22 protein-coding genes are annotated in these 26,835 nt (G+C 61.5%); 20 read left to right on the top strand and 2 right to left on the bottom strand.

From position 1 onward, the window contains the following. Window positions 1–92: 92 nt before the first annotated feature. Complete coding sequence (locus EKA13_RS18670; protein WP_065760792.1) at window positions 93–458, bottom strand: helix-turn-helix domain-containing protein; 366 nt, start codon at window positions 456–458, stop codon at window positions 93–95. 664 nt (window positions 459–1,122) lie between these two features. On the opposite strand from EKA13_RS18670, the gene EKA13_RS18665 reads away from it, so the two are divergent. From EKA13_RS18665 to EKA13_RS18615, 11 genes are all read left to right on the top strand, one after another. Continuing rightward, window positions 1,123–2,430 carry a nucleotide sugar dehydrogenase gene (locus EKA13_RS18665; RefSeq protein ID WP_065760791.1) on the top strand — a complete coding sequence of 436 codons (1,308 nt, stop codon included), beginning with the start codon at window positions 1,123–1,125 and terminating at the stop codon, window positions 2,428–2,430. Between the two features lie 177 nt (window positions 2,431–2,607). Then, on the top strand, window positions 2,608–4,101 hold the full coding sequence (locus EKA13_RS18660; protein ID WP_065760793.1) for a glycosyltransferase: 1,494 nt from the start codon (window positions 2,608–2,610) through the stop codon (window positions 4,099–4,101). 15 nt (window positions 4,102–4,116) lie between these two features. Beyond that, window positions 4,117–5,265: a PilZ domain-containing protein gene (locus EKA13_RS18655; protein ID WP_065760790.1), complete on the top strand. Its 1,149-nt coding sequence runs from the start codon at window positions 4,117–4,119 to the stop codon at window positions 5,263–5,265. Window positions 5,266–5,275: 10 nt separating this feature from the next. Next, entirely contained in the window at window positions 5,276–6,721 is a 1,446-nt protein-coding gene (locus EKA13_RS18650; RefSeq protein WP_065760789.1) for a tetratricopeptide repeat protein, read from the top strand. Next, a complete protein-coding gene (locus EKA13_RS18645; protein ID WP_065760788.1) occupies window positions 6,718–8,175 on the top strand; it encodes an alginate export family protein in 1,458 nt (485 codons plus the stop codon). Before EKA13_RS18650 ends, EKA13_RS18645 begins: the two co-directional genes overlap by 4 nt. Window positions 8,176–8,189: 14 nt before the next feature. Then, window positions 8,190–9,617: an MBOAT family O-acyltransferase gene (locus tag EKA13_RS18640; RefSeq protein ID WP_065760787.1), complete on the top strand. Its 1,428-nt coding sequence runs from the start codon at window positions 8,190–8,192 to the stop codon at window positions 9,615–9,617. A 9-nt stretch (window positions 9,618–9,626) separates the two neighbouring features. Beyond that, the gene (locus EKA13_RS18635) at window positions 9,627–10,721 is read left to right on the top strand and encodes an alginate O-acetyltransferase (protein WP_065760786.1); all 1,095 of its coding nucleotides are present in this window, start codon (window positions 9,627–9,629) and stop codon (window positions 10,719–10,721) included. A gap of 12 nt (window positions 10,722–10,733) precedes the next feature. Continuing rightward, on the top strand, window positions 10,734–11,387 hold the full coding sequence (locus EKA13_RS18630) for an alginate O-acetyltransferase AlgF (protein WP_065760785.1): 654 nt from the start codon (window positions 10,734–10,736) through the stop codon (window positions 11,385–11,387). Window positions 11,388–11,428: 41 nt separating this feature from the next. After that, the gene (locus EKA13_RS18625; RefSeq protein ID WP_065760784.1) at window positions 11,429–12,832 is read left to right on the top strand and encodes an alginate O-acetyltransferase AlgX-related protein; all 1,404 of its coding nucleotides are present in this window, start codon (window positions 11,429–11,431) and stop codon (window positions 12,830–12,832) included. Continuing rightward, entirely contained in the window at window positions 12,823–13,938 is a 1,116-nt protein-coding gene (locus tag EKA13_RS18620; protein ID WP_065760783.1) for a polysaccharide lyase, read from the top strand. Before EKA13_RS18625 ends, EKA13_RS18620 begins: the two co-directional genes overlap by 10 nt. A gap of 17 nt (window positions 13,939–13,955) precedes the next feature. Further along, entirely contained in the window at window positions 13,956–15,419 is a 1,464-nt protein-coding gene (locus EKA13_RS18615; RefSeq protein WP_065760782.1) for a right-handed parallel beta-helix repeat-containing protein, read from the top strand. Here the strand turns inward: EKA13_RS18615 and EKA13_RS18610 are convergent. Beyond that, complete coding sequence (locus EKA13_RS18610) at window positions 15,394–15,840, bottom strand: GNAT family N-acetyltransferase (protein WP_065760781.1); 447 nt, start codon at window positions 15,838–15,840, stop codon at window positions 15,394–15,396. The genes EKA13_RS18615 and EKA13_RS18610 overlap by 26 nt on opposite strands. A 201-nt stretch (window positions 15,841–16,041) precedes the next feature. On the opposite strand from EKA13_RS18610, the gene EKA13_RS18605 reads away from it, so the two are divergent. The 9 genes from EKA13_RS18605 to EKA13_RS18565 all read left to right on the top strand — a co-directional run. Beyond that, window positions 16,042–17,640 (top strand): inorganic phosphate transporter, encoded by a 1,599-nt coding sequence (locus tag EKA13_RS18605; protein WP_065760780.1) that lies wholly within the window; start codon window positions 16,042–16,044, stop codon window positions 17,638–17,640. 48 nt (window positions 17,641–17,688) lie between these two features. After that, complete coding sequence (locus EKA13_RS18600) at window positions 17,689–18,033, top strand: hypothetical protein (protein ID WP_065760779.1); 345 nt, start codon at window positions 17,689–17,691, stop codon at window positions 18,031–18,033. Between the two features lie 163 nt (window positions 18,034–18,196). Then, window positions 18,197–18,616: a DUF7832 domain-containing protein gene (locus EKA13_RS18595; RefSeq protein ID WP_065760778.1), complete on the top strand. Its 420-nt coding sequence runs from the start codon at window positions 18,197–18,199 to the stop codon at window positions 18,614–18,616. A 29-nt stretch (window positions 18,617–18,645) separates the two neighbouring features. Further along, a complete protein-coding gene (locus EKA13_RS18590) occupies window positions 18,646–19,035 on the top strand; it encodes a tautomerase family protein (protein ID WP_065760777.1) in 390 nt (129 codons plus the stop codon). Between the two features lie 91 nt (window positions 19,036–19,126). Next, on the top strand, window positions 19,127–21,232 hold the full coding sequence (gene fusA, locus EKA13_RS18585; RefSeq protein WP_065760776.1) for an elongation factor G: 2,106 nt from the start codon (window positions 19,127–19,129) through the stop codon (window positions 21,230–21,232). A 141-nt stretch (window positions 21,233–21,373) separates the two neighbouring features. Continuing rightward, a complete protein-coding gene (locus tag EKA13_RS18580) occupies window positions 21,374–22,825 on the top strand; it encodes a SulP family inorganic anion transporter (RefSeq protein ID WP_065760775.1) in 1,452 nt (483 codons plus the stop codon). A 102-nt stretch (window positions 22,826–22,927) separates the two neighbouring features. Next, a complete protein-coding gene (locus EKA13_RS18575) occupies window positions 22,928–24,208 on the top strand; it encodes a bifunctional O-acetylhomoserine aminocarboxypropyltransferase/cysteine synthase (RefSeq protein ID WP_065760774.1) in 1,281 nt (426 codons plus the stop codon). 253 nt (window positions 24,209–24,461) lie between these two features. Beyond that, on the top strand, window positions 24,462–26,417 hold the full coding sequence (locus EKA13_RS18570; protein ID WP_065760773.1) for a DNA topoisomerase III: 1,956 nt from the start codon (window positions 24,462–24,464) through the stop codon (window positions 26,415–26,417). A 48-nt stretch (window positions 26,418–26,465) separates the two neighbouring features. Next, on the top strand, window positions 26,466–26,835 hold a 370-nt coding region (locus EKA13_RS18565; protein WP_065760772.1), incomplete at its 3' end, for a VOC family protein.

The following is a 26,835-nucleotide window of genomic DNA, read 5'->3' as shown; positions in this document are numbered from 1 at the left end:
GGACCCTAATCAAGCTGACACCTCGCGTTACGGTCTTAAATTGGATCCCGCCACTCTAACAAAAAACCCGACACGAATCCTAACGGAAAGCGTCACGATACCGACGTCAATTTCCTCACACCCACAGCGGGCCGCTGCATCCCCCTGGACAGGCTGTGAAGCAACTGCACCACAGCCTCCTGATCGGCCTGCGGCAGCGTGCGATAGCAATCGAGCAACTGGCTTTCAGCAGACGACAAGCCATTGGACGTCACCGGGGTATGCACCCCGCTGAGCACATACAAGGCATCGACACCGCGCCCTGCCACAGCGGCCAGATAGTCCAGCTTGGGCGTTCGCTCACCACTCTCGTATTTGCCCTGAGCATTGGGCTCGACACCACCGATGTCGCCAAAAGCACGCTGAGTCAGCCCAAGCCGCTCTCTTTCTTCCCTGATACGCGAACCGATTCCAGTCATCTGAATACAAAATCCCTTACACGACACCCCAAGGGGGGGCTTCCTGAAAATAACAATAGGTAATGAACGCTCCCGAACTATGCACGCGATGCAGCGTGCAATACAAGCCAGCCCGTGACGGCCCGACATGAAGCCATTCATTTCACCCCTACCGTTGGCGCGTGAACATTATTTCTCGCACTGCAGAAGTGCCCTATCACACCGGTATTACAGCGTATTGAATGTTATCGAAATGAACTGCAGCGACCCAACGCACACGACAAAAAACATATAACCCACACGCACTGACACTGCGCGAGCGCACGCGCCAAAAAAATGAACACCCTTCAGTTTTTCATGCCCGAAAACGCCTAATGCGAACATTTTGACGCCAACAAACCACCACAAAAAGGCTTTCAATTTTTTGACGCCCAACTTACATCAAACTTTAAGTTATTGATTTTTAACAGTTTTTTAAAGTTAATTGATTTAATTTGACCATTTATAAACTTTATAAGCACTCGCCACTTGAAACTCTTAAAAGTCGTCTTATAGGATGTAAAAAAGACAGAAAAACTGCCTGCGCAATACAACTTCGCGCTGCCTGTCAGCGTGCGCCTGCCGCCCTATAAACATGTCTAACTAACTATCCTGGATCAGTCGATGAACCGGGAGAGAGGGAACTATGCATATCAGTATTTTTGGATTGGGTTATGTTGGGGCTGTCTGTGCCGGTTGCCTTTCGGCACGCGGACATCAGGTGATCGGTGTCGATATCTCCGAGGCCAAGATCGAGATGATCAACCAAGGCCAGTCACCCATCGTTGAACCTGGCCTTGAGGCATTGCTGCAGGAGGGCCTGCGCAAAGGGCTGCTGCGTGGCACGACCGATGTTCAGGCCGCAGTTCTGGAAACCGACCTGTCACTGCTCTGCGTTGGTACCCCGAGCAAGAAGAACGGCGACCTGGACCTGGTCTACATGGAGGCTGTGTGTCGCCAGATCGGTGAAGCGCTGCGTGACAAGCCCTCGCGGCACACCGTCGTGGTACGCAGCACCGTGCTGCCCGGAACAGTGAAGAATGTGGTGATCCCGCTGCTTGAAGCCACGTCCGGCAAACGTGCCGGTGTCGACTTCGGCGTCGCGGTGAACCCGGAGTTCCTCCGTGAAAGTACGGCGATCAACGACTACGACTTCCCGGCGATGACCGTCATCGGAGAGCTCGACAGCCAGTCTGGCGAGCTGCTGCAATCGCTCTACGAGGGCCTGGACGCACCGGTGATTCGCAAGTCGATCGAAGTCGCCGAAATGATCAAATACACCTGCAACGTCTGGCATGCGACCAAGGTCAGCTTCGCCAATGAGATCGGTAACATTGCCAAGGCCTCGGGCGTCGACGGCCGTGAAGTGATGGATGTGGTCTGCCAGGACCACAAACTCAATCTGTCACGCTATTACCTGCGCCCCGGCTTTGCTTTCGGTGGCTCGTGCCTGCCCAAGGATGTTCGCGCCCTCACCTACCGCGCCGGCCAGCTGGACGTCGAACACCCACTGCTTGCCTCGATCATGGCCAGTAACCGCAGCCAGGTGCAGAACGCATTCGACCTGGTGACCGGTTTCGACAAGCGTCGTGTCGGCCTGCTCGGCTTGAGCTTCAAGGCTGGCAGTGACGACCTGCGCGAGAGCCCGCTGGTAGAGCTGGCCGAAATGCTGATCGGCAAAGGTTATGACCTGCGCATCTACGACGCCAACGTGGAGTACGCGCGGGTATTCGGCGCCAACCGCGATTACATCGAAGGAAAAATCCCGCACGTCTCCTCACTGCTCTGCAACGACTTGCAACAGGTCATCGACGACTCGGACGTGATCGTGCTCGGCAACAACGACAACCGTTTCGCCCTGGCGCTGGAGCGCAACGACAACAAGCAGATCGTCGATCTGGTCGGCTTCATGCCGCACACCAGTGACGCCTCCCGTGAAGGGATCTGCTGGTAAGCCTGAACGCTCCACCAAGAGAGCAGCCGGCACCCGCCATCAACTGACATGACCTGCCATCGTCTGCCCGCCTCGCGGGCCGGCGACGTGCAGCCATGTAGCCGGCAGGCGCCGCCACCATCAAGGAGAGACGAACACATGGAACGACAGTCAGGCCAACCTGCGGGTCACTCAGGCATGCTCAGGGCAAGCGCACGCTTCTGCGCCTGGGCCTGCCTGTTCGGCTTGGTCGCGCTGGCCTCGGAAATGGTTGCACCGCAATACCTGGACCCCAATCACCACCTGTTCATTTTCATCATCGGCACTCTGGGCATGTGGCGCTATGGCAACGCCATTGTCCATTACCTGCGCGGCATGTACTTCCTGCACTGGAAGTTTCCACGTATTCGCAAGGCCGTCGAGCGCATGGGCGATGCAGCACTGCCAGCCCACATGTTCATGGTGGTCACCAGTTTCCGTATCCCGACCCATACCACCTTCAAGGTCTACCAGTCGGTATTCCAGGAAGTGCAGCGGCTCAAGGTACCGTGCACGGTCATCGCCTCGATCGTCGAGAAAGGCGACGAGCACTTCATCAAGGACATCATGCGTAACGAGGTCAAGGGCCGCGACGACATCAAGCTGGTTATCGTCCGCGCCCGCGGCACCGGCAAGCGTGATGGCCTGGCGCATGCCTTTCGCGCACTGTCGCGGCAGATGCCCATGGAAGACTCGGTGGTTGGCGTGGTCGATGGCGACACCATGATGCTGCCCGGCTGTGTCGAACGTGCGGTCAAGCTGTTTGCCTACCTGCCCAATGTCGGCGGCCTGACCACCAACGAGTTCTGCGAGGTCGAAGGCAGCCGCCTGATGCGCGAATGGCACTCGATGCGTTTTGTTCAACGGCACATCAACATGTGCTCGATGGCCCTGTCGCACCGCGTGCTGACCCTGACCGGGCGGCTGTCGTTCTTCCGTGCCAGTGTGATGACCGACCCCGAGTTCATCAGGGATGTCGAAGCCGACTTCCTCGAACACTGGCGCCTGGGCCGCTTCCAGTTCCTCACCGGTGACGACAAATCATCCTGGTTGAGCCTGATGCGTGCGGGTTGGGACACCTTCTATGTGCCCGACAGTAACACCCTGACCGTGGAGCATCCGCCAGACAACAGCTTCTGGCGCGCAACCCGGCAATTGATGTTCCGCTGGTACGGCAACTCGCTGCGGCAGAACTTCCGCGCCACCCACCTGCTCGGGCGAGCGCGACTGGGGCTGTTCACCCTGTATGTGCTGCTGGATCAGCGGGTATCGATGTGGACATGCCTGATGGGCCTGACTGCATCGGTGGTGGCCGGCCTGGTGTTCGGCATCCAGTACCTGCTGGTGTACCTGTTCTGGGTGCTGCTGTCGCGCACCCTGGTCACGGTGATGTTCCTGTTTGCCGGCCACCCGGTCAGCCCGGTGTACCCGTTCGTTCTTTATTACAACCAGATCGTCGGCTCGGTGATGAAGGTTTACGCAATGTTCCACATGGACCAACAGCGCTGGACCCGACAAAAAACCACATTAAGCAACGGCAGCGTCAACTTCGATGCAGCCCTGAACCGCTGGTCCTCCAAAGCGATGCTGTGTTCCTCCATCGCGATCTTCTTCGGGGTCATCTCGGTTCTTCTCGAACTCACGCAACGTTAAGGAAAGGCGCCTGTCATGAGTAGCTCCAGCACCCCAACAGTACCGGCCAATGTGGTCCATGAAGCGATCGACGAACGTCAGTACGTGCGCACCAAACTCAATGCCCGGGTCCTGCTCAGCGCAACGGGCCAACCCTCATTCGAGAGCACGCTGCAGGACATTTCCCTGGGCGGTATCGGCCTGGTTCATGCAGACCCGCTGAAGATCGGCAGCCTGTACAACGCCTCGATCAAGCTGCGACTGAATCAGATCGACCTGAATATCGACAGCAAGGTCAAGATCGTGTCCCAGCGCGGCCAGGAGGTCGGCGCACAGTTCGTCGACCTCGATACCCAGAAGCGCGACATCCTGCGCTACATCATCACCGCCTACATGTCCGGCGAAATCGCCGACATCAATGGCCTGTTCAACGTGATGCAACGCGAGAACTACATCAAGGAACGCAAGCACACCTACGCCAGCGCGCGTTCGGCCGGCGACCGCCTCAAGGCCATGACCGGCACCCTGCTGTACACCGCCGCCGGGATCGCCGCGCTGAGCTTTGTTGCCTACAAGAGCTACCTGCTGCTGTTTCGCATCCCGGCGCTGCAAGCCCAGGTGTCGGCCAATGCCCAGGTCATCAGCATGCCCGACAACGGCTATGTGAAGTTCCTGCTGCAACCGGGGCAGACCGAGGTCAAGGCCGGCGAGCCGGTGGCGAGCATTTCAACGCAACTGGCGACCAGCTTTACCAGCCCGGCCGACATGAAGGCAGTCGCCGACCTGTCGCCCGGCGACCTGCAAACCCTGCTCGGTCGCGCCACCATCGAAACCGTGATCAACAGCCCGTGCGACTGCCAGGTGTACTTCCCAAGCAAGCCATTGGACGGCTTCGGCTACAAGCAGGCGCCACTCATGCACCTGCTGCCGAAAAACGAAGACCTGTTCGTCACCGCCAACGTACCGTTCGACAAGCTCGCCGACATTTCCCGGGTGACCTCGGTCGACCTGCAGGTGTTCGGCCTCGACGAGCGCTTCACCGGCACGGTGGTGGACTCGCGGGTGGATGAGCTGAACAAGAACCTGGCCCTGACGATCCGTCCGGACACGCGCTTGCCAGCCCAGGCCTATCTGAAACCGGTGTCAGTAGACCTGTTCCTCGGTCTGCCGTCGCTGTCGCGCTAAGGGCCGAGCGATGAAACCGATGACGCCCACCTGGTTGCTGCTCGGTGCCCTGGCCTGCACTGCCCCGGCGTTGGCCGGGCAGAGCCTGGAGCAAATCCGCTATGCGCTGTACAAAGACCCCAGCGCCGAGGTCACGGCCGATCTGCGCGTGCTGGCCGAGCGGGGTGACCTGGCGTCCAAGCTGTTGCTGGGCGACCTGTTGTCGAGCAGTGAAGGTGCCAGCCGCCAGGAAGTGATTCGTCTGTACCGCGAAGCCTTTGCCGACGGGCGCGGGCTGGTCCCGGCGCTGGCTTCACTGGCACGCCTGCTCGACCGCAGCCCGAGCCTGCGCCAGGGCCAGCGCGCCTGGGTTGAACAGGCGCTGACGCGCTACCCGAGCAACCTCGACCCGCGTAACGCCAGCACAACCCTGGAAGTGTTCCTGGTGTACCCGGAACTGGTGCCAACCCATGAAGCGGCGCAGGTGCTTGGCCTGTATGAGCAGTCGTGCCTGCTCAACTGCCGTCCCGCGTTGTACCGCGCTGTTCTGGCCGAGCGCCAGGGCGATCGTGCCGCGGCCGAGCGTGGCTATCAACAGGCGGTGCGGACCGACATACGGGCCATCGACCGCTATTACCGCTTCCTTGGCGAGGATCAGGACACGGCCTTCCCGGCCTTCGCCCGAACCCTGGAGGCCGAGCGGCCGCAACTGCCGGTGGACATCGTTCACCGTATAGGTTCGCTGCTCGACAGCATCACCAGCGTGCGCCGCGCCGAACAGGACGCCGACCGCTACGAGCGCCAGGCCAACGGCATGGGCCCGGACAAAGCCCAACCGAGCCCACAGCAACTGGCCCAGGAAAAGGCCGAGGCCGAAGCCCTTGATCTTGCCACCGCCGAAGCTCACCGCTGGCGTGACAACGCGGTGGAGCGCGGTTTCGTCCCGGCAATGGTGTCCAAGGCCAACTACATGATTTCCAACCCGACCGAGCACAACGCCGAGGAAACCCAAAGCCTGATCGACCAGGTAAAGACCCGGGAGCCAACCCGGGCCAAGGCACTGCAAGCCTCGTTCTACATGGTCAACAACTGGCTCACCCTCGACCCGGACAAAGCCCGTGCACTGATCGATGAACTGATCGCCAGCCACTACCCCGATGCCCAACTGCTACTTGGCGAGTACTACAGCAAGGGCGTCGAGGACGAGCCCGACCAGGAAAAAGCCCTGGCGATTTTCCAGCAACAGGCACAAGACGGCTCCACCGCGGCCTGGTACCGCATGGCGACCCTGCATGCGTATGGCCGGGCGATCTGTCATGACCCGGTCAAGGCCTACACCTATGCACGGGTCGCTCTGGACCTGGGCGAAAACGGCGCCCGCAGCCTGCTCAAACGCCTGGAAAAAACCCTGAAAAAGGATGACATCGAACGCGCCCTGGTGGCCCGTAACGATCTGTTGAAGGAGGCTACCCTGTGAAAGCGCACCATTCCCTGTTCGGCGCCCTGCTCGCCCTGACCCCTGTTTACGCAGCCTTGGCCGCCGAAGAAATCACCGGCCCGGAAGCCGACAGCAGTGAACCGGTACGGGTTGCCGCCAGCGATGGCAGCGAGCCGCTGATTACCTCCGAGTTCTTCAACAAGCTCACCGTGCAAACCGGCTACGGCCCGGAAAACTCCCAAGTCGGTCGCAGTCGCGAGATGTTCTACAGCCTGCGCTACGAGCCCTCGTTCGCCTGGTACTCACCGGAAAAGCGCTGGGCCAAGTGGCAGGTCTACGGCCGCCTGTGGCTGGACTATGACTCCAGCCAGGCAATCAGCGTGCAGAATGAAAACGCCAACAGCTTCGACCGCGAGCAGCCCGAAGGCTGGTACGCCGAGCTGCGCGAGCTCTACGTCAAACGCAACCTGCTGGGTGACGACCCGCGTTTTTCACTGTCGGCAGGCCGCCAGCGCTACTTTGACGACTACGGGATCTGGTGGGATGACAGCCTTGAGTCGTTGCGTTTCAACTACAACGACACCTTCTCCCATGGTTTCCTCGCCGTGGCGCAGAAGTTCTACAACTACAACAGTGACGTCAACACCCTGGCCGACAGCGAAGAGCGCACCACCTACCTGATGGGTGAGTATGCCTACCGCTGGAGCGAGCGTAACTGGGCGGGTGTGCGCCTGATGCATGAGGACGACCACAGCGGCCACGACCCTGAAGACCGCTACGACTTCAAGGGCATGCGCTACGGGCTATTCTTCAAGGCCGATGACTTGCAGGTCAGCCCGCTGTTCAGCGACTACCACCTGGAGCTGGCCGGGCTCGACGGCGAGATCGACAACACCGATGGCAATGGCAATACCAGCACCGGCAACAGTACCCGTGGCTGGGCGGCACTGGGCGAGATTGGCAAGCGCTTCCACGACCTGCCCTGGACCCCACGCCTGGCATTGCGCGGTGGCCTGACCGACAAGCCCAGCGATGATAACGACGGTTTTCGCCTGAACACCATCCAGTCTGACCGTATCACCCGCCAAGGCTCCTACAGCACCCGCCTGACCAGTTCGTTCGTCAGCCTGGACCTGCGCAACCTCAGTTACTACGGCTTTGCCCTGGAAACCCAGCCAACCCCACGCAGCGCCCTGGACCTGAGGCTCACCGAGCTCAAGCTGCGCGACGCCGAAGGCACCCTGCCGATCCGCATCGACGGTGATCAGCGCAGTGCGCGTAATCAGGCCATCACCCAAGGCACCCATACCGGTGGCAAGACCGTCGGGCAGATGCTCGACCTGAACTACTACTGGAAAATGTTTCCCGTGGCCATCGACGGCAAACACCTGGACGTCAACACCCTGGTCAGCGCCAGCTACCTGAATGCAGGTAACGCATTGGACACCGGCGATGACTATCAGCTGACGCTCGGCGTCGTGATCAGCTACTAAGGACGGGCCCCGAGATGATCTTCGCCTCCAACGTCTTTCTGTTCCTTTACCTGCCGCTGTTCCTGGCCGTGTACTTCCTTGCCCGGCCGCAGTGGCGTTCAACGGTGATCGTGGCCGCCAGCTACATCTTCTACGCCTGGTGGCGCCCGGACTTTCTGCTGCTGTTCGTCGCCATCACCTACTGGAACTACTGGTTCGGCCTGCGCATCAAGGCACGCCTGGATGCCGGCGACAAACGCTGGGCGTTTCGTCTGTTGTGGATCGGCATCATCGGCAACCTGTCGACCCTGGGCTACTTCAAGTACGCCAACTTCGGCGCCGAAGTGCTGGCCGCCCTGCTCGCACCGCTGGGCATCAATACCTTTACCCTGGAGACGATTTTCCTGCCGCTGGGTATCTCCTTCTATGTGTTCCATGCCCTGAGCTACATCGTCGACATTTACCGCAAGGACGCCACGCCGACCAACAACTTCATCGACTTTGCCGCGTTCGTTGCATTGTTCCCTCACCTGGTTGCCGGGCCGATCCTGCGCTACAGCCAATTGGCCCCACAACTGCGCCAGCGGACCCATTCGCTGGAGCTGTTCTCGCTGGGCGTGTGCCGGTTCATGCTCGGTTTCATCATGAAAGTGCTGATCGCCGACCAACTGGCGCCGATCAACGTGCTGTTCGTCAGCGAAGGCACCCTGCAATTGAGCGATGCCTGGTTCGGCCTGGTGATCTCGACCCTGCAGCTGTACTTCGACTTCGCGGGCTACAGCCATATGGCCCTGGGCCTGGCCCTGATGATGGGCTTTCGCTTTCCGGAGAACTTCAATCAGCCCTACGTCTCGCAGAGCATCACCGAGTTCTGGGCCCGCTGGCACATGACCCTGGCGCACTTCCTGCGTGACTACGTGTACATGCCGCTGGTACGCAAACGCATTGCCGGAGCCCTGCCCGCACTGGTCTACACCATGCTGCTGTCGGGCCTGTGGCACGGCGCCAGCTTCGCGTTCATCTGCTGGGGGCTGTTCTTCGGATTCGGCATGGTGATCGAGCGCAAATTCAACCTGGCAACCAAGATCACCACGCCCTACCACCTGGGCCGCAACCTGCGCACGGTGTTGTTGATCACCCTGAGTATGCCGCTGTTCTTCACCAGCGACCTGCGCCACAGCCTGGCCATCTACCAGGCGCTGTTCGGTTTCAACGGTCTCGGCTCGCTGGAGTTGTACGTACTCGGCGCGTCGAAAATGGCCATGTCCTTTGCCGCGGTGGCGCTGTGCTGGCTGATCCTGGCTGGGAGCAACAACGTGCGCTACTACGCCGGCAACAAGGAGCACTACTTCATGCGCCACGTCGGCGGCCTCAAGGCCGTGCTGCTGTGGTGCGGGTTCGGCCTGGCGCTGAGCAGCCTGGCGGCGCATTCCTTCTCGCCCTTCCTGTACTTCCAGTTCTAGGAGACTGCCATGTACCCGGTGTTCAACTCGGCAAGCAAGGTCAACGGCATTCTGTTCTGCCTGGTGTTGGCGGGCATGTTCATCTACTCGCTACCGCCCGTTTTCAGTTTCGCAAAAAATCAGAGCGACGCCTGGACGCTGTTCGTCGACGGCAAGTTGCTGCGCAAGTTCGAGCAGGCCTACGACAAGCGTTTCTTCCTGCGCGAACCCTCGGTAGCCCTGTGGGCCAACGCCCAGTACCAACTGTTTGGCGAAGGCACCAAAGGTGTGGTGCTGGGCAAGGACGGCTGGCTCTACACCAACCAGGAGTACCGCGTACCCAACGACCTGGACGCCAACATTGAGGGGCAACTGGCACAGATTGCCGCCGTCGAGCAGCAACTCAAACAGCACAACAAGCAACTGATCGTCCTGCCGTTGCCCATGAAGCTGGACATCTATGCGGCCCACACCCAACACCCCTTCGACCCGCGGGTAGTGAGCCTGTATGACCGTTTCGTCGGCCAGCTCCAGGCACGACAAATCGCCGTCACCCCGGTGCGTTCAACCTTTCTGCAGCACCTGGAAGGGCCGGAACTGTTCCTCAAGTCCGACACCCACTGGAGCCCGGAAGGCGCTCGCCTGACCGCTTATGAACTGGCCCGCCAACGGCCTGAGTTGCTCGGTGACGAACGCTACGTGTCGAACAAGGTGGCGGAAAAAATCGTCAAGGGCGATTTGATGAACTACATCCAGTTCGGGCAAAGCCCCCTGGCCCCGCAGTTCGGTGCCAATTCGATCGCCGTCTACGAAACCCTCAAGGCCAGCCAGAACGCCGATCAGTTGTTCGCCGAGGAGCACCAGAGCCTGCTGCTGGTCGGCACCAGCTACAGCAAGATCGATGACTGGAACTTCGTCGGTTTCCTCAAGGAAGCACTGAACCGCGACCTGCTCAGTGTCGCCGTCGAGGCCCGCGGGCCATTCGAGGCCATGAGCCAATTCCTGCAGAGCGACCAACTGGCCAATCCCCAGATCGACACCGTGGTCTGGGAGTTCCCGCTGCGCACCCTGCTTGCCCACCGGATCGGTTCACTGAGCCGCCCCGCCCAGCCCCAACACTTTTAAAGGAAGATCCCCATGACCCGCACCTTGCAGCAGTTCCTGGCCGCCAGCGCTCTGGCCCTTGGCGTACTCAACGCGCCGATTGTTCTCGCCGCCGAAGGCAACGCCGACCTGTATGACGCCGTGGCCCCGGCCGACTCGGCCTTTGTTCGGGTATTGAACCTGAGCAACAGCAACATCGAGGTGACCCTGAGCGGTAAGGTAACCCCGCAAAAGGTCGCCCCCGGGCAACTCAGCGGCTACCGTTTCACCCCTGCCGGCACACACAAGATCGCAGTCGGCAGCAAGTCGATCGAACCGCAATTGATCAAGAACGCCGCCAGTACCGTGGTCTATGACGGCAACAGCCTCACCCTGATTGCCGACAAATACGTCAACGAACCGAAGAAGGCCCAGGTCGCCTTCTACAACCTGACGCCGGCCAAGGCGGCGTTGAAAACCGTCGACGGCAAGCACGTGATCATCGACCCGCTGGGCAAGGACCAGACCGGCAGCCGCATGGTCAACGAAATCAAGATCGGCTTCGCCGCCTATGTCGAGGAACAGAACGTGGCCAGGTTCGAGGAACTGTTCCTGAAGAAAGGTCGCTCCTACAGCTACGTGCTGCTGCCTCAAGGCAGCGGCTACCGCAGCCTGAGCCTGGCCAACAGCATTGACCCCAGCGAGTGAATGACCACTGCCCTTGTTCAACAGGATGATGAATCGCGCACATGAAGACTTTACTCCCCCTGGGCCTTGTCGCCGCCCTTGCCTGCTTCAGCCTGCCCGCCACGGCAACTGAAACCGGCAAACGTGCTGCCTGCGAGAGCCTTGAGTGCATGACCTGCCCCGCCCTGAGCGACCCGCAGAAGTACGCCGAAGGGCGCATGAAGCTGATGCGTGAAATTGTCCCGGGCAAAAACCGCTGGCTGTTCCGCTCGATGGTCGACCTGACCAACGATTTCGGTATCCCGGCGCCGATGCGTCCAGAGTTTGCCCGGCTGATGGCTGCGTTCCGCCAACAAGGTATCCATGTCGCCATGGCGATCCAGCCCACCCGTGGGCTGATGCACCGCGACAAGCTCTATCCCGACCAACTGCATGGCTTCGACTTCGCCCGGGCCAGCGGCAATCTGAGCAGCTACCTGCAACAGTTGCGCAGTGCCGGCGCAGTGGTACCCGACATGATGCAACTGGTGCACACCCCGCCCAAGGGCGAGTACTTCTTTCGTCGTGACCACCACTGGACCCCCAGTGGTGCCGAGGCAACTGCACGCTTGCTGGCCGACGAGGTGCGCCGGCAACCGTTCTATGCCGAACTGAGCAAAAAGCAGTACCGCACTGAACCTGGCGTCATGGTGCCCAAGGACGGCACCCTGAACCTGGCGATGAGCTATATCTGCGGCAACAACTATGGCTTCCAGTACGTGCGTGGCTACCAGACCATCCCCATGGCCGACGACGCCAACGCACTGTTCGACGAAGCACCGGACCCAGAGGTGATTCTGGTCGGTGACAGTAACTCGGCCGCGCGCGAGGACGAGAGCAAGCAGTTCAACTTCGACGGCTACCTCAAGCAGTACCTGGAAGTGGACATCCTCAACTACGCCCTGCCCGGCGTCGGCCAGGATGGCTCGCTGCTCGAATACCTGCTCTCGGACAACTACAAGCCCAAGGCGCCGCCCAAGCTGATCATCTGGGAGTTGCCTGCCAACTATCAGCTAGAGTCCGAACCCATGTATCGGCAACTGATTCCGGCGATCAAAGGCGGTTGCTCGACCTCTACCGCAGTGCTCGGCAACCACGTACAGCGCCCGGCCTTGAAGGTCAGTGACCGCATCGAGCTGCTCAGCAATGCCGGTGAGGCACGCAAGAACCTCAGCAGTGGCCAGGGCTTTCTGGACATCAAGATCAGCGACAAGAACGTCAAGGACTTCTACGTCATCGTCTATTACGACAACGGCGCCCGCGACAAGGTCTGGTTCCGCCGCGAAGCAGCCGTCACCGGCGGGCAGTACTACCTTGAACTGAGCAAGGCCAAGGAGTTCGCCGGCGCCAACCTGCTCTCGGTGTTTCTTGAACCCACCAAACCCGGCACTGCTGCCACTGAAGTGGAAACCCGACTATGCCTGTAAAACGCTGGAGCGTCGCCGGGCTAGGCCTGTGCGCCGCGCTGCACCTGGGCAGTAGTCTGGCCGCCAGCTCGATCTGGCCGGCTCAGGCCACCGCGCAGTCGGCGATGATTGCCGACTACCGCAGCCTGGCCTGCAGTAAAGAGCCGCCACCGCCCTACACCGGCAACCTGCAACTGCAGAGCAAGTACGACCAGAGCGACGCCAGCAAATCGACCTTGCGCAGCGACCCGGACGCAGGCACGGAAAAGGTCGGCAAGCAGGTCAAAGCGTTCATCGGTGGGCTGATTTACGCCAACAAACGCTTCCTGCGGGCCAAAACCCCACAAGAAGCCAACATGGCCCTGGCCTGCCAGGACCAGTGGCTGGAGCGCTGGGCCCAGGCGGGCGCGCTGCTCAACCCCGACGCCAGCAGCACCGGCATGGCCGCACGTAAATGGGCGGTCGCCGCCATGGCCTCGAACCTGCTGCTGACCCAGGCGGCGAGCAATGGCAAGGTTAAGCTCTCGCCCGCCCAAAACACCTGGTTCGAGCGCCTTGGCGAGCTGGTCATCCGTGAGTACCAGCCGCGCCAGACGCCGGACTTCACCTGGTTCAACAACCATGACTATTGGGCCGCCTGGGCAGTCGCCGCGACCGGCATGCTGGTGCAGCGCGACGACTTCATCCAGTGGGCCGACGGCAACCTGCGCCGAGGCCTGCAGCAGGCCGTGCGCAGCAGCGACGGCAGCTATGCCTACCTGCCGCTGGAAGTGGCGCGCAGCAAGCTGGCCGCGACCTACAGCCAGTACGCCCTGGTGCCGTTGGTGCTGCTGGCCGAGTCGGCGCGGGCCAACCACCTGCCCTGGAGCAGCGAGGATCAGCAAACCCTGGAACTGCTGGCCAACTTTGCCGCGCGCAGCATCCTTGACCCCGGCAACCTGCCGGAACTCAAGGGCCAGTCACAGACCGATGTCGCGCCGTACAAGCTGGCCTGGTTGATCCCGTTCCTGCAACGCGCCCCGGACAACCGCCTGGCGCGTCAGCTGTATGACAGCGAAGACGGCGACGTCGACAACTACAGCCAGCTCGGCGGCCCGCTCAAGCCGTTATACCCCAAACTGCCGTAACCCAAGGACGAACCGCCATGGCCTTGTTTGCCCGTCACCTCTACCTTCCCTGCCTGGCGCTGTTGCTGGCTGGCAGCGCTCACGCCGCCAGCCAGAGCCTGCCGCTGCAGCAGTCACTCAGCACCGTTGCCACGGCAGCGCACCAAGCACACCTGCAACAGCTGCAGGCCCAGGCCCGTGAGGCTGTGCAGATGCACATGCCTGAACGCCCGCGCCCTGCCGGACGCGGCAGTGTCAGCCTGCAACCAATGTTCTCTTCCCAGGGCGGTAGCTGGCCGTTCGAGCCGTTCGTCAACAACGGCCTGTTCCGTGCCATTGCCGGCTATCAGGCGCACCACCCGAACGCCGTACTGATTCGCAGTGGCAGCGTCACCCTTGCGCAACTGCATGACGCCCTCAAGGACGAGCGCATCCTCAAACGCTACAAGGACGGCTACCTGCTCAGCTACCCACTGATGATCGCCAGCGACGGTGGCCTGGTGCTCGAAGGCACCAGCCTGTACCTGTACAGCCACTCCGGTACAGCGCTGATCAACCAAGGCTGGCTGGGCCTGAACCAGTCTCGCCTGGAGAGCGTCGCGGGCGACAAACCAGGCAGCACTGACCGGGCCTGGCGGCCGTTTGTGGTGGCCTGGGCCGGCAGCCACACCCAGGTGCTGAACTCGACCCTAAACCGCCTGGGCTACAACGCCAACCTGTCGCGTGGCCTGAGTACCGCCCTGAGCGTGCAGCAACCCGCCAACAGCCGACCGGCGACGCTGCTGGTGCGTAACAGCCAGTTCAACGAACTCAGTGCCGTAGAGCTGCAACATACCCTGGCCCAGTTCGACAGCAATCGCTTTGAGCAATCACAGCAATACGCCCTGGATATCCGCGACAGCCAGGCACTGATCAGCCAGAACCAGATCCGAGGCGTCGACAACAACAGCGCCATCCGCCTGCGTGGCAACACCCGGGCGCTGGTCGAGGGCAACCTGATCCTTGGCGCCAACAAGGCTGCCATCGAGGTCAGCGAACAACACGGTGCACTCGTATTGAGCCGCAACCGCATCGGCGCCAGCCGGGGCAACGGTATCCTGCTACGCAGCCTGCAACCCACGGACACTGCACCGTTGCTGATTGACGACAACCTGATCGGCAGCAGCCAGGGTAGCGCGATAGATGCCAGTGAAGTCGCCGCGGCAACGCTGATCAACAACCGTATTGGCAACACCCCGGAATATGCCGTCAGCCTGCGCAATGCCAGCGCCCTGCCCGGCCCGTTGATTCTTAGCGGCAACACCCTGGGCCAGGTCGGCAAGGCGGTGGTGCGGGTCGAAGGCTTGAGCCAGGTGGACCTGGGGCCTAACCGCTTCAACGGTACACCCCTGCTACAGAACCTGTTGATCGGCGATTTGCTGCCCGTACAGAGCCTGCTGCTCGACGCCACCCTGCGTCAGCACCAGGTGATTCGCGTCAGCCAGGTGGCTGCCGTGCAATAACGCGCTGCATGCGCACAAAGCAATCGTCCTCACCCACCGCTTCAAAGCCCCGGCGCCGGTACAACCCCTGCGCCGGGTTGCTCTTGAATACGGTCAGGCGCAACAACGGCAGGCGCCGCGCTGCCGCCCAGGCCGCCAACTGCTCCAACGCCCAGGAACCGACGCCCCGCCCCCGGGCGCTTGCAATCACCTGCAGCTCGCGAATGAACAGCGCCCGGGCATCCTGGCTCAGGCTGCAAAAACCCAGTAACTGCTCGCCCTCGACGATCAGCCATTGCTCACGCCAGGTCCAGGCTTGATCAAACGCTTCATCCATCCACAGGAGGTCATACTCCCGGTAATACGGCAGCATGTTGTCGCACGTCAGCGCGCGAGCAAAAGGCAAGTGCTGGTCAGTAGCGCGAATCAGTTGCAGGGTCATTAAACGATTAACCAAAGCCTACGAAGGGATCAACAGCGTATCAGCGCCTGTACGGACGCTGTGGACGATACAACGCTGATCAGTAAAACGTATGCACTTACAGGTTTACTTGATCAAGATCAGATCGCCATCACTGTTTGTTTCTATGCTGGTCACGCACGGCTCGTTACTTCATGGCAAACGCTACTTGGACCCCTTCTCATGACCACCCCGACACTGGCGACACGCTCTGCACTTTCAAGCGTTAGCCAAACCCCCAGCCGCGCCACGCTGACCCTGTTTTTCTCCTTGTTGCTGGCCGGGTTGGTGTACACCGCCTGGAGCCTGTTTCGCGATGTCAGTGCCAGTGGCACGGTGATTACCACCTGGACACCCTTTGTCCTGCTGGGCGTGGCCCTGGTAATCGCTCTGGGGTTCGAGTTCGTCAACGGTTTCCACGATACCGCCAACGCGGTGGCCACGGTCATCTATACCCATTCGCTCCCGGCCTCGTTCGCCGTGATCTGGTCGGGCTGCTGGAATTTCCTCGGCGTACTGTTCTCCAGTGGCGCAGTAGCCTTCGGTATCGTCGCGTTGCTGCCGGTGGAACTGATCCTGCAGGTCGGCTCGTCGGCCGGCTTCTCGATGGTCTTCGCCCTGCTGCTGTCGGCGATTGTCTGGAACCTGGGAACCTGGTGGCTGGGGCTTCCGGCTTCATCGTCACACACCTTGATCGGCTCAATCATCGGCGTTGGCGTGGCCAATGCCCTGATGCACGGTCGCAACGGCACCAGCGGCATAGACTGGACCCAGGCCAGCAAGGTCGGCTACTCGTTGCTGTTGTCACCGGTGGTCGGTTTTGTCTGCGCCGCCTTGTTGCTGCTGACCTTGCGCCTGTTGGTCAAGCGCAAGGCGCTGTACCAGGCGCCCGTCGGCAACGCACCACCGCCCTGGTGGATTCGCGGGATGCTGATCCTGACCTGTACCGGTGTGTCCTTCGCCCATGGCTCCAACGACGGGCAAAAAGGCATGGGGCTGATCATGCTGATTCTGGTCGGAACCCTGCCGATGGCCTATGCACTGAACCGCACCATGCCCGCTGAACAATCCGTGCAATTCGCCTTCGTGGCCGAGGCCACCCAACAGGCGCTGGTGCGCACGGCGCCACAGCCGGCACCCGACGATCCGCGACAGACCCTGACCACCTTCATTCGCAGCCATCAGGCAAATGCCGATCTGCTACCCGCCCTGGCCGCGCTCGCCGGCCTGATTGGCCAAGAGGTCAAGGGATATGGCTCCTTTGCCGGCGTACCGGCCGAGGCCATGGCCAATGTGCGCAACGACATGTACCTGACCAGCGAAGCCATTCGCCTGATGGACAAGCAGAAGCTGATCCACTTTGATCCGGCGACCCAGGCCACCCTGCAAGACTTCAAACGGCAGATCGACGATGCCACGCACTACATTCCCCTCTGGGTGAAGGTGGCCGTGGCTATCGCCCTCGGGCTGGGCACCATGGTCGGTTGGCGGCGGATCGTGGTGACCGTCGGCGAGAAAATCGGCAAGACCCACCTGACCTACGCCCAGGGCGCCAGCGCCGAACTGGTCGCGATGTTCACCATTGGTGCGGCAGACCTGTACGGCTTGCCCGTTTCGACCACCCATGTGCTGTCCTCTGGCGTGGCCGGCACCATGACCGCCAATGGCTCGGGCCTGCAGCTACGGACCATCGCCAACCTGCTGATGGCCTGGGTGCTGACCCTGCCGGCGGCGATTGTGTTGTCGGGTAGCCTGTACTGGTTACTGCGCCAGGTGTTCTGAAACAGCAGCCATACTCAAGGCACCCTCGCCACCTCGCGGAGCCTTGCCATGGCTGAACTGCTGCGCCACATCTGCCGTCTGCTGGACAATGGGCTGAACAAGGACGTCTTCGACAACCTGCGCAACTTTCTCATGTGCTCGCTGCTGCTGGCGGCTGGCAGCAGCACGCTCACCGGTGATGGCCAAGTGTATTTCGGCCTGTTCGCAGCGCACATGGCCGGCGTCGGGCTGATAGCGCTGGCCGTGTTTCTGATGCTGCTGAACATGGCCGACGGCCTGCGCAAGCTGTCCAAGGCCCGCCATCCGCTGCTCCTGCAGGTCATTCTGTGCCTGGTCTACATGCTGTTGGCGGTGCGTGTGGTAGAGATTCTCTGGGAGTTTCGTGCCACCTGAACCCGCAGCTCGCGGACCCGCGTCCAGGCATCCGCCTGCAAGCACTGCGCCTGCCCACCCCTACTCGTCATAGTGATACATGGGGCCTTGGCTGCGAGCAGGCAGCGTTGTGGTGTAGGCTAACTGCCCGGGAAGAATAATGATTCAAAAAAGGATGAGCCCCATGACGTACGATGACGCCTCCTTGCGAGCCCTTGCGACACTGCCCCACACCGCCCTGTTCGTCGCCTGGGCCGTGCAACGGTCCCTGACCAGCCGTAACTTTCAGGCAGACTTCGACTACGAGATCAATTCGCTGGTTGAGCGTACCCTCACGCCCGGCCTGTTCTTTCGCCAGTGCTGCGACAGCAGGCTCAACGCTGAAGACCTCAACCGCCAGGGCAATGCCTTCGTCGCCCACTACCTGGCCATCGAGAACGGCCAGTTTGCCGCCGACTGCCAGGACCTGCTGGCGACAAAGAGTGATAGCCCGAGCAGTGTGGCCGACACCTGGGACAACTTCGACCGCCTGAAACCACGCCTGGATGAACGCTTTGCACAGTGGCAAAAGGACCTTTACCTCGCAATCAGCACCACAATCTGACCCAGCACATTTCCAAGGATGGACTACCCATGGCACAAATAAAGGTCTATGGCCTGCGCTCGACACTGGAGCGCCACCGCACAGGACTGTCGGAGGCGATTCATGCCGCAGTGATGGCTGCACTGGCGTATCCGGTCGAGAAACGTTTCCAACGTTTCATTGCGCTGGACCCGGCGGATTTCCTCTACCCCGACGACCGCTCACACCAGTACACCATCATTGAGATCAGCCTGTTCGAGGGCCGTTCGGTACAGGCGAAGAAAGCACTCATTCGCCTGTTGTTCCTGTACATCGGCGAACGCACCGGTATCAGCGCCCAGGATGTGGAAATTACCCTGTATGAAACCCCGCGGGAGAACTGGGGTATTCGCGGCCTACCGGGAGATGAGCTGGGGTTGAACTACAAGGTTGAGGTCTGACAGGCGCCGTATGTCCGGGTGGCGCCCGCCGAGTGTCGATTGTTCTGCTACTTTGGGAATACCCAGCACGCACACGTACAGGTGACCCATCATGGCGCGCACCACTCCTATCGAGCTCTACCGCAACATTGGCATCGTTGCCCACGTAGACGCCGGCAAGACCACAACCACCGAACGCATCCTGTTCTACACCGGGGTCAACTATAAAATGGGCGAGGTGCATGACGGCGCCGCGACCATGGACTGGATGGCCCAGGAGCAGGAGCGCGGGATCACCATCACCTCGGCAGCCACCACGGCTTTCTGGCAAGGCTCGACCAAGCAGTTCCCGAACAAGTACCGTTTCAACATCATCGACACCCCCGGCCACGTTGACTTCACCATTGAAGTCGAACGCTCGCTGCGTGTGCTCGACGGTGCGGTGGTGGTCTTCAGCGGCGCCGACGGCGTCGAGCCGCAGTCTGAAACCGTCTGGCGCCAGGCCAACAAATACAAGGTGCCTCGCCTGGCCTACATCAACAAGATGGACCGCCAGGGCGCCGACTTTCTGCGGGTGGTGAGACAGATCGACAAGCGCCTGGGGCACCACCCGGTGCCGATTCAACTGGCCATCGGCGCCGAGGAGCACTTTGTCGGGCAGATCGACCTGGTGAAGATGAAAGCGATCTACTGGAACGACGATGACCAGGGCACCAGCTACCGCGAGGAGGAAATCCCCGACGCGCTGCGGCCACTGGCAGAAGAATGGCGTGCCCACATGATCGAAGCCGCCGCCGAAGCCAACGACGAGTTGATGAGCCTGTACCTGGACGGTGTCGAACTGAGTACGGCGCAAATCAAGGCAGGATTGCGTCAGCGCACCCTGGACAACCAGATCGTGCCGACGATCCTCGGTTCGTCGTTCAAGAACAAGGGGGTGCCGCTGATGCTCGACGCGGTGATCGACTACCTGCCGGCCCCTTCGGAAATTCCGGCCATCAACGGCACCGACCCGCAGCACGAAGACAAACACCTGGAACGTCATGCCGACGACAACGAGCCCTTCTCGGCCCTGGCCTTCAAGATCGCCACCGACCCGTTCGTGGGTACCCTGACCTTTGTCCGGGTCTACTCCGGGGTATTGTCCTCAGGCGATGCGGTACTCAACTCGGTCAAGGGCAAGAAGGAACGGGTCGGGCGTATGGTGCAGATGCACGCCAACCAGCGTGCCGAGATCAAGGCCGTGTGCGCGGGCGACATCGCCGCACTGATCGGCATGAAGGATGTCACCACCGGCGATACCCTGTGCGACATCAACAAGCCTATTATCCTTGAGCGCATGGACTTCCCCGACCCGGTGATCTCGGTGGCCGTGGAGCCCAAGACCAAAGCCGACCAGGAAAAAATGGGCATCGCCTTGAGCAAACTCGCCCAGGAAGACCCGTCGTTCCGGGTCAAGACCGACGAGGAAACCGCACAGACCATCATTTCCGGTATGGGTGAGTTGCACCTGGACATCATCGTCGACCGAATGAAACGCGAGTTCGGCGTCGATGCCAACATCGGCAAACCCCAGGTGGCCTACCGCGAGAAAATCCGCAATACCTGCGAGATCGAAGGCAAGTTTGTCCGCCAGTCGGGCGGTCGCGGCCAGTTCGGTCATTGCTGGATTCGCTTTTCGCCAAGCGATGAAGGCAAGGAAGGCCTGGAATTCACCAGTGAAGTGGTCGGTGGAGTCATCCCCCGTGAGTACATCCCGGCCATCCAGAAAGGCATCGAAGAACAGATGCAGAACGGCGTACTGGCCGGCTACCCGCTGATTGGCCTGAAAGCGGCGGTGTTCGACGGCTCGTACCACGACGTCGACTCCAACGAGATGGCCTTCAAGATCGCCGCGTCGATGGCCACCAAGCAGCTATCGCAAAAAGGCGGTGCAGTGCTGCTGGAGCCGGTGATGAAGGTCGAAGTGGTCACGCCGGAAGAATACATGGGTGATGTGATGGGCGACCTCAACCGTCGGCGTGGCGTGATCCAGGGCATGGACGACAGCCCGGCGGGCAAGGTGGTGCGTGCCGAAGTGCCACTGGGAGAAATGTTCGGCTACTCCACCGACATGCGCTCGATGTCCCAGGGCCGGGCCAGTTACTCGATGGAGTTCATTCGCTATTCAGAAGCGCCAGCCAGCATTACCGACGTGATTATCAAGAAACAGGGCTAGCCGCCACGGCACGCGGCACTCAAGACAACACGGCCAACCAGCGGGCTGGCCGTGACATGGGCAATTGCGTAAGATCCGCTCCCCCTTGCCAACACCTTTGACCACGGCCGGTTTCGCCGGTCGGTTTCTTTCAGGTACCCCATGAAACCCATTCGCCTACGCGCCGAGGCCCTGGCCGGCCTTACCACGTCCTTCGCCCTGCTGCCCGAATGCATCGCCTTCGCGCTGGTCGCGCACCTCAACCCGCTGATGGGGTTGTACGGTGCGTTCATTATCTGCACCTTGACCGCCCTGTTCGGTGGGCGACCAGGCATGATTTCCGGCGCTGCCGGGTCGATGGCGGTGGTGATCGTGGCGCTGGTGGTGCAACACGGCGTGCAGTACCTGCTCGCCACGGTACTGCTGGGTGGGCTGATCATGGTTGCCTTCGGCCTGCTGCGGCTGGGCAAACTGGTGCGCATGGTGCCGCACTCGGTGATGCTGGGGTTCGTCAATGGCCTGGCCATCATCATTGCCCTTGCCCAACTGGAGCATTTCAAAAGCGCAGAGGCCTGGCTCAGTGGTGCCCCGCTCTACCTGATGATCGGGCTGGTCACGCTGACGATGGCCATCGTCTACCTGCTGCCGCGCCTCACCCGCGCAGTGCCACCGGCGCTGGTTGCAATTCTGGGTGTCGGCCTTGCGGTGTACCTGCTTGACCTGCCGACCCGCACCTTGGGCGACATGGCCCACATTGCCGGCGGCCTGCCGGTATTTGCGCTGCCCCAGCTACCCTGGAACCTTGAAACCCTCGGCATCGTCGCCCCTTATGCGATATTGATGGCCTTGATCGGCCTGCTGGAAACCCTGCTGACACTGAACCTCACCGATGAAATCACCGAAACCCGTGGCTACCCGGATCGCGAGTGCGTCGCCCTGGGTGCAGCCAACATGGTTTCAGGGCTGTTCGGCGGCATGGGTGGATGCGCGATGATCGGCCAAACGGTGATCAACCTAAGCTCCGGTGGCCGTGGTCGCCTCTCGGGCGTGATCGCTGGGGTGATGATCCTGCTGTTCGTGCTGTTTCTCTCGCCGCTGATCGAGCGTATCCCGCTGGCCGCGCTGGTCGGAGTGATGTTCGTGGTCTCGCAGCAGACCTTCGCCTGGGCCTCGCTGCGGGTGTTCAACAAAGTGCCCTTGAACGACGTACTGGTGATCATCTCGGTGACCGTCATCACGGTGTTCACCGACCTGGCCACCGCCGTGCTGTGCGGGATCATCATTGCCGCCCTGAACTTTGCCTGGCAGCAAGCCCGCGAGCTTTACGCAGACGGCCATCTGGAAGCCGATGGCAGCAAGCGTTACCAACTGCATGGCACGCTGTTCTTCGCCTCGACCACCCAGTTCCTGAACCAGTTCGACCCGGCCAACGACCCGGCCCAGGTGACGCTCGATTGCCGCCACCTGAGCTTTGTCGACTACTCGGCAATCGCCGCGCTGAAAACACTGCGCGAACGCTATGCCAATGCCGGCAAGCACCTGCGCGTGCTGCACCTGTCTGAACGCTGCAGGCAACTGCTCAGACGCGCGGGCATGCACACACCAGGCGAGTGAGTCGCAGGAGGAGCGTTTCAGCAGGCCTGGCAGCTCTTGACCGGCGCAGACACTGCGGCCCATGCTCACGCTCCTCCAACCGAACACTCAGGGAACGACTGTATGAAGCTGGAAACCTTAGCCATTCACGCGGGCTTCAGCCCCGATCCAACCACGAAGGCTGTTGCCGTACCGATCTACCAGACCACCTCCTTCGCCTTTGACGACACCCAGCACGGTGCCGACCTGTTCGACCTGAAGGTGGCTGGCAATATCTACTCGCGGATCATGAACCCCACCAACGACGTCCTGGAAAAACGCATGGCCGCGCTTGAAGGTGGCGTTGGCGCACTGGCCGTGGCTTCGGGCATGGCTGCCATCACCTACGCCATCCAGACCGTGGCCGAGGCCGGCGACAACATCGTCTCGGTGGCCAAACTGTACGGCGGCACCTACAACCTGCTGGCCCACACCCTGCCACGCTTCGGTATCCAGACCCGCTTCGCCGCCCATGACGACATTGCCGCGCTCGAGGCACTGATCGACGACAAGACCAAGGCGGTGTTCTGCGAGTCTATCGGCAACCCGGCGGGCAACATCGTCGACCTCCAGGCACTGGCTGACGCCGCGCACCGCCATGGCGTGCCGCTGATCGTCGACAACACCGTCGCCACCCCGATCCTGTGCCGCCCGTTCGAGCACGGTGCCGACATCGTCGTGCATTCGCTGACCAAGTACATCGGTGGCCACGGCACCAGCATCGGCGGCATCGTGATTGACTCTGGGAACTTCCCATGGGCTGAATACAAGCAGCGTTTTGCCCTGCTCAACACCCCTGACCCGTCCTATCACGGCGTCACCTACACCGAAGCCTTCGGCCCGGCAGCCTTTATCGGCCGCTGCCGCGTAGTGCCACTGCGCAACACCGGCGCGGCACTGTCGCCGTTCAACGCCTTCCTGATCCTGCAAGGCCTGGAAACACTGGCCCTGCGCATGGAGCGCCATACCGAGAACGCCCTGAAAGTGGCGAACTACCTGCGTGAGCATGAACAAGTCGCCTGGGTGAAATATGCCGGCCTGCCGGACCATCCCGAGCATGAGCTGGCCGTGCGCTACACCGGTGGCAAGCCGGCGTCGATCCTCTCGTTCGGCATCAAGGGCGGCCAGGAAGCCGGGGCGCGCTTCATCGATGCGCTGAAACTGGTAGTACGCCTGGTGAACATTGGCGACGCCAAATCGCTGGCCTGCCACCCGGCCTCCACGACCCACCGCCAGCTGAACGACGAAGAACTGGAGAAGGCCGGAGTGCCACGTGACATGGTACGCCTGTCCATTGGCATCGAGCACAGCGACGACATCCTGGCCGACCTGGCGCAGGCGCTGAAGGCCTCTGCACAAGGCTGAGTCGGGTTTTGTAGCGTTAGCAGGGTTGCTACTGGTGGGGGCCCATGAGTTCGCGGTGCCTGCATCGCGGGCACGGCTCGCTCCCCCAACCTGCGAGGATCAGGCAGCTGGCAAGACCGCACCCGCGGATTGCTCAGCCCCTGGCAAATCCGCAGACACAATAAACTGTACATCCATACAGATAATGCTTGCCTCCCGCCGCCACCCTGCGCATGCTATGCAACTTCTATAGCCGCCAGACTCATCATCGGCCATGCGCCTCTTTCTCTGCGAAAAACCCTCCCAGGCCAAGGACATCGCCAAAGTCCTCGGCGCCAACCGGCGCGGTGATGGCTGCTGGGTCGGCAACGACCTCTGCGTAACCTGGTGCATCGGTCACCTGCTGGAAACCGCACCACCCGACGCCTACGATGCCCGCTATAAACGCTGGGTACTGGAAGACCTGCCCATCGTGCCGCAGCAGTGGAAGATGCTGGTCAAACCGAAAACCGCCAGCCAGTTCAAGGCGGTGAAACGCCTGCTCGGCGAAGCCCGTGAACTGGTCATCGCTACCGACGCCGACCGCGAAGGTGAAATGATCGCCCGTGAACTGGTCGAGCACTGCCGCTACCGTGGGCCGATTCAGCGCCTGTGGTTATCGGCACTCGACGATGCCTCTATCCGCAAGGCTCTGGCAGCGCTCAAGCCCGGTGCCGCTACGTTCAGCCTCTACCACTCGGCCCTGGGTCGCTCACGGGCCGACTGGCTGATCGGCATGAACATGAGTCGCCTGTTCACCCTGCTCGGCCGTCGCTCCGGGTACCAGGGCGTGTTGCCGGTTGGCCGGGTGCAAACCCCTACCCTACGCCTGGTGGTCGACCGCGACCGCAGCATCGCCGACTTCGTGCCGGTACCGTTCTGGGCCATCGAGGTGACGCTGAGCAGCGCCAATGCGAGCTTTACCGCGCAGTGGCGCGCCCCGGAAGACGCCTGTGACGATCAGGGCCGCTGCCTCAACCCGGTACTGGCACAGCAGGCCGCCGAGGCCATTGGCGGCGCGGCCAGCGCTGAGGTGGTGAACGTCAGCACGGAGCGGGTACGCGAAGCCGCCCCGTTGCCCTTCGACCTCGGTACCCTGCAGGAGCTCTGCTCGAAAAAGCTGGGCCTGGGCGCCCAGGAAACCCTCGACATCGCCCAGGCGCTGTATGAAACCTACAAGGTCATCACCTACCCACGCAGTGACTGTGGCTACCTGCCACTAAGCCAGCACAGCGAGGCCCCGGCCATCCTCGCCGCACTGGGCCGGGCCGACGCCAGCCTGGCCGCACTGCAACCCTATCTGGAGCCGCAACGCCGCTCACGCGCCTGGAACGATGCCAAGGTCAGCGCCCACCACGGCATCATCCCTACCGCTGCGGCCATCGACCTGGGGCGCTTGCCGAGCAAGCACAAGGCGGTGTTCAGCCTGATCCGTGCACGCTACCTGGCGCAGTTTCTGCCCAATCACGAATACGACCGCACCGAGGCCGACTTCGACTGTGCCGGTCAGGCCCTGCGCGCCGTTGGCAAGCGTATCGTCGAACCCGGCTGGCGCCGCGCCCTGCCCGAAGCCCTGACCCCCGGCAAAGGTCGCGAAGCGCCGGCAGCGCAGGTGTTGCCGGCACTGAGCAAAGGCCAGCACTGCACCGTGGCCGGGGTCAATCTCAAGGACCTCTGGACCCAGCCGCCCAAACCGTTCACCGAGGGCGACCTGATCAAGGCCATGAAGAACGTCGCCAAACTGGTCGACGATCCACGGCTCAAGCAAAAACTCAAGGACACCACCGGTATTGGTACCGAGGCGACCCGTGCCGGAATCATCCAGGGCTTGCTCGACCGAGGCTACCTGGTAAAGAACGGCAAGGCGTTGTCGGCCACCCCGGCGGCCTGCAGCCTGATCGACGCAGTACCTCGGGCCATTGCCGACCCAGGCACTACGGCTATCTGGGAGCAGTCACTGGACATGGTGCAAACCGGCGAGATGAGCCTGGAGGCGTTCGTTGCCAAGCAATCGGCATGGATGAGCAAGCAGGTCGAGCGATGTGCCGGGCTCAGCCTGAACATCAGCGGCCCGGCAGTTCCAGCCGGGGGTAGCGGCGCCCCCTGGAAAAAGAAACGCAAGGCCGCAGCGCGTAAACCATCGAGCAGCGCCAAACGTCCGAAGAAAACCGCGGTGCCAAAGGCCCGCTGAAAACGTGTATACACATCAACTGGATCAACTCAAGGTCAGGGACTGCCCATGAAATTTGCCTACACCATTCTTTACGTACCCGATGTCGCGTCATCGCTGGCGTTCTTTGAACAGGCCTTTGGCATTAACCGGCGCTTTTTGCATGAGTCTGGCGACTATGGCGAACTGGACACCGGTGCCACCACCCTGGCTTTCGCTTCACGGGAGCTGGGCAAGGCCAACCTGCCAGAGGGGCTGGTCGTGGCGGCTGAGTCAGCCCGGCCGCTAGGCATGGAAATCGCTCTCGCCACCGATACAGTCGAGGTCGCCCACGCCCAGGCACTGGCCTGCGGCGCAACCGAGCTCAAGGCCCCCGAGCAGAAGCCCTGGGGGCAAACCGTTTCGTACCTGCGCTGTCCCGATGGATTGCTTGTGGAGT

It is taken from the genome of Pseudomonas defluvii (genome assembly GCF_001695625.1).
GTDB classification, from domain to species: domain Bacteria; phylum Pseudomonadota; class Gammaproteobacteria; order Pseudomonadales; family Pseudomonadaceae; genus Aquipseudomonas; species Aquipseudomonas defluvii.
Note: the sequence above shows the minus strand (reverse complement) of the source record. Positions and strands in the feature narration are given on the sequence as shown.

What these genes read in the sequence shown, in the direction of transcription:
- EKA13_RS18670 (WP_065760792.1), bottom strand. Translation starts at nt 458, where the DNA reads ATGACTGGAATCGGTTCGCGTATCAGGGAAGAAAGAGAGCGGCTTGGG.
- EKA13_RS18665 (WP_065760791.1), top strand. Translation starts at nt 1,123, where the DNA reads ATGCATATCAGTATTTTTGGATTGGGTTATGTTGGGGCTGTCTGTGCC.
- EKA13_RS18660 (WP_065760793.1), top strand. Translation starts at nt 2,608, where the DNA reads ATGCTCAGGGCAAGCGCACGCTTCTGCGCCTGGGCCTGCCTGTTCGGC.
- EKA13_RS18655 (WP_065760790.1), top strand. Translation starts at nt 4,117, where the DNA reads ATGAGTAGCTCCAGCACCCCAACAGTACCGGCCAATGTGGTCCATGAA.
- EKA13_RS18650 (WP_065760789.1), top strand. Translation starts at nt 5,276, where the DNA reads ATGAAACCGATGACGCCCACCTGGTTGCTGCTCGGTGCCCTGGCCTGC.
- EKA13_RS18640 (WP_065760787.1), top strand. Translation starts at nt 8,190, where the DNA reads ATGATCTTCGCCTCCAACGTCTTTCTGTTCCTTTACCTGCCGCTGTTC.
- EKA13_RS18635 (WP_065760786.1), top strand. Translation starts at nt 9,627, where the DNA reads ATGTACCCGGTGTTCAACTCGGCAAGCAAGGTCAACGGCATTCTGTTC.
- EKA13_RS18630 (WP_065760785.1), top strand. Translation starts at nt 10,734, where the DNA reads ATGACCCGCACCTTGCAGCAGTTCCTGGCCGCCAGCGCTCTGGCCCTT.
- EKA13_RS18625 (WP_065760784.1), top strand. Translation starts at nt 11,429, where the DNA reads ATGAAGACTTTACTCCCCCTGGGCCTTGTCGCCGCCCTTGCCTGCTTC.
- EKA13_RS18620 (WP_065760783.1), top strand. Translation starts at nt 12,823, where the DNA reads ATGCCTGTAAAACGCTGGAGCGTCGCCGGGCTAGGCCTGTGCGCCGCG.
- EKA13_RS18615 (WP_065760782.1), top strand. Translation starts at nt 13,956, where the DNA reads ATGGCCTTGTTTGCCCGTCACCTCTACCTTCCCTGCCTGGCGCTGTTG.
- EKA13_RS18610 (WP_065760781.1), bottom strand. Translation starts at nt 15,840, where the DNA reads ATGACCCTGCAACTGATTCGCGCTACTGACCAGCACTTGCCTTTTGCT.
- EKA13_RS18605 (WP_065760780.1), top strand. Translation starts at nt 16,042, where the DNA reads ATGACCACCCCGACACTGGCGACACGCTCTGCACTTTCAAGCGTTAGC.
- EKA13_RS18600 (WP_065760779.1), top strand. Translation starts at nt 17,689, where the DNA reads ATGGCTGAACTGCTGCGCCACATCTGCCGTCTGCTGGACAATGGGCTG.
- EKA13_RS18595 (WP_065760778.1), top strand. Translation starts at nt 18,197, where the DNA reads ATGACGTACGATGACGCCTCCTTGCGAGCCCTTGCGACACTGCCCCAC.
- EKA13_RS18590 (WP_065760777.1), top strand. Translation starts at nt 18,646, where the DNA reads ATGGCACAAATAAAGGTCTATGGCCTGCGCTCGACACTGGAGCGCCAC.
- fusA (WP_065760776.1), top strand. Translation starts at nt 19,127, where the DNA reads ATGGCGCGCACCACTCCTATCGAGCTCTACCGCAACATTGGCATCGTT.
- EKA13_RS18580 (WP_065760775.1), top strand. Translation starts at nt 21,374, where the DNA reads ATGAAACCCATTCGCCTACGCGCCGAGGCCCTGGCCGGCCTTACCACG.
- EKA13_RS18575 (WP_065760774.1), top strand. Translation starts at nt 22,928, where the DNA reads ATGAAGCTGGAAACCTTAGCCATTCACGCGGGCTTCAGCCCCGATCCA.
- EKA13_RS18570 (WP_065760773.1), top strand. Translation starts at nt 24,462, where the DNA reads ATGCGCCTCTTTCTCTGCGAAAAACCCTCCCAGGCCAAGGACATCGCC.